9 protein-coding genes and 3 tRNA genes are annotated in these 8,585 nt (G+C 52.5%); 10 read left to right on the top strand and 2 right to left on the bottom strand.

The features are described 5' to 3' along the window. Positions 1-373: 373 nt before the first annotated feature. Together VLA04_00535 and VLA04_00530 are read right to left on the bottom strand one after the other, a co-directional pair. A tRNA-Ile gene (locus VLA04_00535) sits at positions 374-450 on the bottom strand. Between the two features lie 128 nt (positions 451-578). Further along, the gene (locus VLA04_00530; GenBank protein ID HSI20184.1) at positions 579-1,964 is read right to left on the bottom strand and encodes an ATP-binding protein; all 1,386 of its coding nucleotides are present in this window, start codon (positions 1,962-1,964) and stop codon (positions 579-581) included. Positions 1,965-2,085: 121 nt separating this feature from the next. Here VLA04_00530 and VLA04_00525 point away from each other — a divergent pair. The 10 genes from VLA04_00525 to VLA04_00480 form a co-directional block, all read left to right on the top strand. Beyond that, positions 2,086-2,171 (top strand) — tRNA-Leu (locus VLA04_00525). A 12-nt stretch (positions 2,172-2,183) separates the two neighbouring features. Continuing rightward, complete coding sequence (locus VLA04_00520) at positions 2,184-2,603, top strand: hypothetical protein (GenBank protein HSI20183.1); 420 nt, start codon at positions 2,184-2,186, stop codon at positions 2,601-2,603. A gap of 84 nt (positions 2,604-2,687) precedes the next feature. Further along, entirely contained in the window at positions 2,688-3,962 is a 1,275-nt protein-coding gene (locus tag VLA04_00515; GenBank protein ID HSI20182.1) for a S1 RNA-binding domain-containing protein, read from the top strand. Between the two features lie 12 nt (positions 3,963-3,974). Further along, positions 3,975-4,445: a hypothetical protein gene (locus tag VLA04_00510; GenBank protein HSI20181.1), complete on the top strand. Its 471-nt coding sequence runs from the start codon at positions 3,975-3,977 to the stop codon at positions 4,443-4,445. A 7-nt stretch (positions 4,446-4,452) separates the two neighbouring features. Next, positions 4,453-5,415 carry a bifunctional oligoribonuclease/PAP phosphatase NrnA gene (locus VLA04_00505; protein HSI20180.1) on the top strand — a complete coding sequence of 321 codons (963 nt, stop codon included), beginning with the start codon at positions 4,453-4,455 and terminating at the stop codon, positions 5,413-5,415. 12 nt (positions 5,416-5,427) lie between these two features. Next, a tRNA-Leu gene (locus tag VLA04_00500) sits at positions 5,428-5,516 on the top strand. 266 nt (positions 5,517-5,782) lie between these two features. Continuing rightward, positions 5,783-6,133 carry a nucleotide pyrophosphohydrolase gene (locus VLA04_00495; protein ID HSI20179.1) on the top strand — a complete coding sequence of 117 codons (351 nt, stop codon included), beginning with the start codon at positions 5,783-5,785 and terminating at the stop codon, positions 6,131-6,133. Positions 6,134-6,220: 87 nt separating this feature from the next. Beyond that, positions 6,221-6,664: a PrgI family protein gene (locus VLA04_00490; protein ID HSI20178.1), complete on the top strand. Its 444-nt coding sequence runs from the start codon at positions 6,221-6,223 to the stop codon at positions 6,662-6,664. 1 nt (position 6,665) lies between these two features. Then, positions 6,666-7,487 carry a hypothetical protein gene (locus tag VLA04_00485; protein HSI20177.1) on the top strand — a complete coding sequence of 274 codons (822 nt, stop codon included), beginning with the start codon at positions 6,666-6,668 and terminating at the stop codon, positions 7,485-7,487. Positions 7,488-7,493: 6 nt separating this feature from the next. Further along, positions 7,494-8,585: DUF87 domain-containing protein (locus VLA04_00480; GenBank protein HSI20176.1), on the top strand; the 1,092-nt coding region annotated here is incomplete at its 3' end.

The following is an 8,585-nucleotide window of genomic DNA, read 5'->3' as shown; positions in this document are numbered from 1 at the left end:
CGGATTTCCTTGAGCATCAAGGATCTGCTGGACTAAGGACTAAGCAGCAAAAGAGGCCGAAAGGCCTCTTTTTTAATTGATAATCACAACCTTTGCTGATACATTCTTGCGGTGACAGTCCTTCGAAAAGCTCTTTTTCTTTTATTCATTCTCTGTGGAGCATTGCTATTCGCATCGCTCCCTCACTCACCACGGTCAAACGCAGAGGCCAGCCTTTCGCCAATAGCCTTAGACCGCCAGAGTGCGCCTAGTAAACAACCTGGGCGCAAACCTGACATCTATCCTATAGATTCACATCTTTAAGTGACGCGCCAACCTGGCGCGTCGTTTTTATTACCTAAAAGAAAAACCTCCTTGAAGGAGGCATTTCTTTTGGTCGACCTGCTGGGACTTGAACCCAGGACCCACGCCTTATAAGAGCGTTGCTCTAACCACCTGAGCTACAGGTCGAGGAGAAATGGGCATGTGCATGCTCGCATGCAACATGGCCATTTCGACGAGACCGGCGACTTCCGAAGGAAGGCGACTGGTCGAGAATACCATCTCACCCTAGCGCATTCCCCTCCTTCTGACGAGTACTACTCACTGCGTAAGCGGTACTGCAAGGCTTCATGCATATGCTCATCCCCTACCTCATCAGCGCCTACTAGCTGTGCAATAGTCTGGCTGACTGACCGGATATGCTCCTGTGCACGAAAGCTTAGATCGAGACGCTCTGACACACCTCTCAGCTTCCCTTCAATTTTCTTTGTGCCTGGACGGGTAGGCAGACTGCGCACACGCGCTATACACTCTGCACATTCCCTACCCGAGAGTTCACCATCACTGGTAAGTGCATAGTCCAGTGAGACATTGAGGGGAAACCTATCCAATAATGGCGCACTAAGTGTCCGGGCGTAGCTGGCTATTCGACTAGGTGAACAGACACAATCCTCCCCGCTTCCTTTCCTACCACATGGGCAAGCATTTCGCGCAGCAATAACTATGGCGTTAGCCGGATACGCTATCTCACCATACTGGCTACGCAGATGAATACCCCGGCTCTCCATCACCTCTCGTAGCGCATCAAGTGTTTTGCGTGGCATATGCGGAAGCTCATCCAGGAAAAGAATTCCTCCCTCCGCCAAGCTGTATTCGCCTGCACGTGCAGAGGCTGCGTATCCAAGTAGTACTTTCTCACTGCTCAGATGATGGGGCGCGCGAAGGGGAGCCGCATATAAGGAGCGGGTAGGCATACCTGCTGCGTACTCCATTATGCTAAGGCGAACCTCCTCGTCCTTTGAAAGGCTAGGCATCAGTTCAACCGCTGCCTGGGCAAGCATAGTCTTCCCAGCACCAGCAGGCCCGGTTAGCAATAAGTTATGCTTACCCGCCAACGCAATTACGAGTGCGCGCTTTGCTGGCAAGTTACCCTTAATACTGTCAAGTCGGTATGGGTGAGGATGCATAGGCTCGTAAGCCGCTACCTCCTCATGGGTGACCCATTCGTTTTTTGATAAGGCATTCATAGCCATACCAAGGGTATTCACAACCCGGCCCACATACTCAGGTGCATGAGTATTCATTAACCATGGCAAATCTTGCCTATTCGCTTCCTGCATAGCTGGCAGAGCAATAGGTGTCATACCTACGTGCCCACTCAGTGATAACTCACCAAGAGCCAGGCAGGTGAGACCACCCCCTGTTTCGGTACACAGAATAGCCAGGGCAATTGCCAAATCGAACTGCGCACCACGCTTAGGCAAATCGGAAGGGCCTATCTGAATAGTCACGTTACCAAGTGGGAACTTAAACCCGGATGCAATAATTGCAGTTTTTACCCGCACAACCGCCTCCCTGACGGTTTTATCCGGTAGTCCAATTATTTGAAAGTTGGGCAACCCCCGTTGTACGGTAGCTTCAACAGTAACCACTTTGAGTGTGGAACCGTAGGGGAAGAGTGAATACATTGTTGCGCTTCGCATGGCAAAAAACGTACCATCCCAGCTCGTCTGCCATCCAGTGTTATCCAGCTTTTCAAAAGCCGTACAACCTCTCGACACTCTTGAGGCAACCTGGTATTGTAACTGAGCTTTCCACGCTCCTGCCGCGATGGTGGAATTGGTATACACACTAGGTTGAGGGCCTAGCCCAGCAATGGGGTAAGGGTTCGAGTCCCTTTCGCGGCACCAAAAAATACCCTCATGGATCAACTGCGCACATTCTTTGCCGATACCCTTCCTAAATGGTGGTCTCCAAACGGCCTCATTCAGGTTAGCCCTGGACGCGCTTGGGAGTTCCGTTGGGTATATGTAGCGCTTATTGCCCTACTCTTTGTTGCAGGAATTGCGACCCTGTTCTTAAAAATCCGTCCGTCTGTCAAAAGCCGCATCCAAAGCCTTTGCTGGACTAACGTATTCATCGGGATTGTTTTGTACTTCTTCCGTGACCAGCGTATTCCGTACCTGGGAATGGACCTGATCCGTTTTATTCACGAGATCTGCCTCATCTTTTGGATCAACAGCATTGTGTACTTTGCACGTACCGGTCTCCAGCAGGAGCTTGTACTCGAGAAAATCCAAGAGCGTCGCAACAAATACCTGCCAAAGCAGCGCACTAAGTAAGTCAGTCGCATAGGCGAGAAGGTCATTCACCTTTTCACCTCTGCGGACGACTCGATTTGTCCCAGTATCGAAAGGATTCTTTTCATGCCAAAAAAGGCAACTACGGCAGATTCTGCTGTGACTATGCAGTCACTCCTAACTGAAATGGGTGGGCAAGCCGTCCCGTTTGTACCCGGTTCAGTAATCGAGGGGACAGTTATCTCGTCCTCCTCAACCCGTGTGTGGGTCGATATCCAAGGCGTAGCAGTGGGTGTTATCCCAGATCGTGAGCTTTCTGTTCTTTCAAACGAACTTAAGCCTGGCGATCCGGTTATTGCGTCCGTTCTTCTCCTTGAAGACAAAAAGGGTAACACCATCTTGTCCCTCCGCCGCGCAGACCGTGAGCGCATCTCCAATGAGCTCAACGCCCGCGTTAAGGATGGCCAACCAACTCAGATCAAGATTACCGATGCCAACAAGGGCGGTCTCTTGGTTGAAATGGGTGATTTCTCTGGCTTCTTGCCAGTGTCTCAGCTCGCTTCAGAGCACTACCCACGCGTTGACGGTGGAAACCCAGATGAGATCTTTGCCAAGCTCAAGGAGCTTGTTGGTCAAATGCTAACCGTTAAGGTTCTTACATTCGACCCTCAGCAGGGCAAGCTTATCTTCTCTGAAAAAGCAGCAGGTGATGCCGCCCAAGAAGAGAAGCTTAAGAACATCAAAGAAGGCGACATCCTCGAAGGAACCATCACCGGCATTGTCGATTTTGGTATCTTCGTACGTCTCGGGCGTGATGACAGCTCCCTTGAAGGTTTGGTTCACATCTCTGAAATTGCTTGGGGTCGTGTCACCGACATCAACTCCCTGTACCAGCCAGGTCAGAGCGTCAAGGTTCTTGTGGTTTCTACCGCAGACAACCGCGTCTCCCTTTCCATCAAGCGCCTCCTTCCAGACCCATGGCAGGAAGCTGCTAGCAAGTACAAGGTCAACGATCTTGTCAGCGGCCAGGTTACCCGTATCACTCCGTTCGGCGTATTCGTACGCCTAGACAATGAGATTGACGGACTCGTCCACATCTCAGAAATCTCCAGTGAGCGCATTACCGACCCAGGTACCATCCTTCACCAAGGCGAAAGCTACCAGTTCAAGATCATCTCTATTGATCCTGCACAGCATCGCCTAGGCCTATCCTTTAAGCGTTTGAACGAGCCTGACAAGGCCGAGGACGCCCCAGCTGACGCTACAGAGGGTCAGACAGAGGAAAAGCCTAAGAAGGCCGCTAAAAAGCCTCGCAAGAAGCTTCTCGATGACGTTGACACAGCTGTCGCCGAAACCGAAGAGGTAAAAACCGAGGTGGTTGAAGAGACCCCAGAAGCATAACAACGAGGAGCCATGGTAATTAGCTATACAAGCAGCGGTGACGTTAGTATCAAAACGAAGTCAGAAACCGTAACGCTTGGGAGCTCAGTCACTATTGGCTCCTTTGTTGTGCCTGGACCTGGTGAGTACGATATCGCCAGTATTCAGTGCGAAGCAAAGGCGCTGACGAACTCTTTCGTTTCCTTTATCCGGACGGAAGACCTGACTGTGACGTTCCTGAGCGAGTTGGATGGACAGGTGACTAAGCTTGATGACGCATCTTCTACCCACATTCTCGTGGCAGATATCCGAAGTGACGACAAGCCTGACTCCCTCAAACCCATCATCAAGGGGATTGAGCCATCGTATGTAGTGATCTGTGGCAGTGGGGCAACTCCTGAGTTTGCCGCTGCCCTAGGGATTCAGCCTGTAGAAGGGGGAACTCTCAAGTTGACCCGTGCCGGGCTTCCACTTGAAGGGACTTACCTCCTTAACCGCGCCTAACCCGCGTATGCAAGAACTTATTACCGCACTGCGCTCGGCAAAGCGCATAGCCATCGTTGCGCACATCCGCCCAGATGGGGATGCTGCGGGGTCGGTAATCAGCCTTGCACATGTGCTTAAGCAATTAGGAGCCGAGACTGCCGCTGTTCTTAAAGACGGCGTGCCCTCGGCTTTTCTATTTCTCGAAGGGTCAGGTGATGTTGTCCGTGAACTACCCTCAGATTACGACCTCTGCGTAGTCGTTGATGCGCCCGACACCGCCCGGACCGGCTTTCCGCAGGAGATTAAGGCCTATGCAGCTGCCGGCAAGCTGGCACTGATTGACCATCACATCAAGGGAGATCTCATTAAGCGGACTGACAAGGTTCTGTACGATGAGAACGCCTCCAGTACCGCAGAACTCATCACGCTGCTTATCCAAGAGCTAAACCTAAAGCTTACACCCGCCGTAAGCACGGCCCTCCTGACCGGAATGTATACGGATACAGGTGGCTTCCAGTACGGCAACACTACCAACCAAACCTTGGAGTTTGCCTCGGAGTTAATGCGCAGAGGGGGACGCCTTGACCGGATTGTCCACCAAATGTCCCGCCAACGGTCTGTGGCTGGCCTAAAGCTGCTGGGAATTGCCCTTAGCCGCCTAACCCTAACCCCCGACAAACTGGGGGCTGTAACCTTAATCAGCCTGGAAGACCTGCGCAGTTCCAATGCCACTGCTGAGGATGCCACCGGCCTGGTGAATTCCCTGAACGTACTCCCCGAGGTGTCTTACTGCCTGCTCCTCAGCGAATTAGAGCCTGGGGTTGTCAGAGGCACCCTGCGCACTGCAGAAGGCCGTACGTACGACGTAGCGCGCCTTGCAGCCCTGTGTGGCGGTGGTGGTCACCCACGCGCTGCGGGCTTTGCCATTAGTGGGCGGCTCGTTGCATCTGAATCAGGTTGGCGTATTGAGCCTGCTCTGGTATCGTAAGCGCTGATATCTGCCGCGGTGGTGGAATGGTTATACACGGAGGACTTAAAATCCTCTGCCCGTAACTGGGCTTGTGGGTTCGAGTCCCACCCGCGGTACCATGAAAAACAGGTTGGTGTGAAAAAAGTAGCTCATGACATGAGTAAGGATTGATACTTTTTTCACACCAACCTGTTTTTCTTAGTTAGCCCAGGGACTCGAAACCGGGTTCGACTTCATTGGTACGCTTGTCGGACCAATGAAGTTAGCGAAGTCAAAATCAGTCGCAGACTGACTTGATGAGCGTCGTCCCACCCGCGCACAAATTTGCTTCCATACTTGGCCTACCCCCAACTCCTGCTACCCTAATAACAAATAACCCTCTCCCATGGCCATTTCTCCACTACAATCCCAGGTTGACGAATGGGCATCGCAATTTCCCGTCCCTTACTGGCAACCCCTAGAGATTCTTGCCCGGCTGACAGAGGAAACAGGGGAACTGGCACGGGAACTGAACCATCAATTCGGCGCAAAGAAGAAAAAGAAAACCGAAGCAGCCGGGGACATTGGTGATGAAATCTCCGACATCTTCTTCACCCTCATTTGTCTGGCAAACTCCCAAAATATCTCTTTGGACGAGGCTTGGGAACGAATGATGAACAAAATCAACAATCGTGACAAAGACCGGTTTGTAAAGAAAGAAACAAAAGCAGCGGAAAAGCCCCGGCACCTTTGGTAGCCCAGGGCAGAGCAGACCTTAATCACCTTCCCTGGTGATTATTTTTTATTCTCGCCTTTTCCCCCTCATAGGCCGTATAATAAACCCATGCAGTTCCGTGTGCCGCAGAACATCACGATGGAAGACCGTATTGCTGGTCCTTTCACCGCAATACAGTTTGCTCTTCTTGTACTCGGAGGGATGGCTTCCTTCCTTATTTTCACGTCCGGACTCCCCTCGCCGCTCAATAAAATTATTGGCGGCCTCATGGGCATGCTTACCCTCCTTCTCTCGGTTGGCAAGTTCAATGACCAACCCATGTACCGCTTCTTCCGCTTCATCATTGCCTTTGTAGCCAGCCCAAAGGTGCGCATTTGGAAGAAGGGTGGCGCTGAACACGTCCTCATTAAGGCAGCCCCCCATAAAAGCAACGAGCCCGTCCACGGCCACGCCCGAAAAGTCAGCAAGAGCGACTTGGCAGGCCTTGCAGCAGTGCTAGATACCCGTGGCCAGCAAGGCATGGTGCCCGTAAACCCAGAAGAGAAGAAATAGCATGGCCCAATCCACCGCCTCCTCTACCCAGGAGCACCTTCCTATTGCCGGCATTCAGGATGGAACCGTCATCATGACCGATGGCAGCCTTCGGGTAATCCTGCGCATTGAGCCCATCAACTTTGACCTTAAGTCAGAGCAGGAACAGAACGGGATCATCTACGGGTACCAGTCCTTCTTGAACTCACTCGACTTCCCTATTCAGTTCATCATCCAGTCAAAGAAATTGGACTTGGAGCGCTACCTCATCCGCCTGCAAGAATCCCAGAAGCAGGTGACCAACGACCTGTTACGGATCCAGATTGAAGATTACGTAGGGTTTGTCCGTCAGCTTATTTCGGTGGCCAATATCATGTCCAAGCGCTTCTACGCCGTGATTAGCTATGCTGCGGCCACCAAACAGTCAGGTGTGTCTCAAATCACCGGCCTTCTCCATAAACAGCCCACCGGCCCACTAATGGACCAAGACCAGTTCAACCGGTACCGGGCTGAGGCCAACAACCGGGCAAGCATTATTGCCAGTGGACTAGGCCGAGTGGGAGTTAAGTGCAGCCTGTTGGGAACCCAGGACCTTATCGAGCTTTTCTACGGCATCTACAACCCCGATGTTGCCACCGAAGAGCGTCTCACGGGCGATGTAGCAAACCTAAGTTCGGGAGTGGTTACAGGCCCATCGGGGACTCTCGCGCAGCAAACCCTCAACCAACCCCCAGAAGGCCAGGTAGTGCCGCCCCCTGGCGCCGTAGCGGTCCCAGACCAGTCGCTCCTCACCGAGGTTCCACCAGAACCTTCTACCCCGCTTTCACCTCCACCAGCCGCCTAGCCGCATATGCACCTCCCCTTCTTCCATAGTCAGTCCAAGGATGACAAGGCGTCGGCAGCTTCCCAGGCTGCTGCCCTTCAGATGTATCAGCAGGGTATGTCTACTACCCGGGACATTATTGCCCCGGCTGACTTTGTGGTCACCACCAACCACATTCAAATGGGAAGCTACTTTGTGCGCACCCTTTTCGTCTACACCTATCCCCGGTACCTGAACACCAACTGGCTCTCCCCCATCATCAACTACGATTTCACTATGGATATCGGCATGTTCATCGTGCCGCAGGATGTCCAGGAGGTGATGCAGTCACTCCGCCGCAAGCTTTCCCAGCTGGAGTCGACAAGACAGATTGAGGCTGAGAAGGGGCAAGTCCGCGACCCTGAGCTAGACACTGCCGTGGCAGACATCGACCAGCTCCGTGAAACCCTGTCACAGGGTCAGAACCGCCTTTTCCAGTACTCGCTCTATTTCACTATTTACGCCAAGTCACTGGAAGAACTCTCCTCTTTGTCTAAGCAGCTCTCCGCAACGCTCGGTGGGATGCTTATCTACACCAAGGAGGCGCTTGTCCAAATGGAGCAGGGGTTCAATTCAACCCTTCCTATTGCCTCTGATGAGTTGGCTATCCGCCGCAACCTGGATACCGGTTCCCTCTCCACCACATTCCCTTTCTCTTCCGCCGAGCTTACTTCAGACGAAGGAATCCTGTACGGCATCAACCGCCACAATGACTCCCTTATCCTGTTTGACCGGTTCAACCTAGAGAATGCTAATTCGGTGGTATTCGCTACATCGGGTGCTGGTAAGTCATATTTCGTGAAGCTAGAGATTCTGCGCTACCTCATGCTTGGCACGGACGTGATTATTATCGACCCAGAAAATGAGTACGAAAAGTTAGCGGAAGCTGTGGGTGGTTCCTACTTGGAAATCAGCCTCAACTCCCCTAAGCGCATCAACCCGTTTGACCTTCCCCTGTCCAGCCACAACGAAGATGAAACGGAAGATGTGCTGCGCTCCAACATCACTACGCTCCACGGGCTTATCCGCCTCATGGCAGGCGGCATGACGGCCGAAGAAGACTCAATCTTGGACAAGGCC

Source organism: Verrucomicrobiia bacterium, from assembly GCA_035460805.1.
Classification (GTDB): Bacteria; Patescibacteriota; UBA1384; order CAILIB01; family CAILIB01; genus DATHWI01.
Note: the sequence above shows the minus strand (reverse complement) of the source record. Positions and strands in the feature narration are given on the sequence as shown.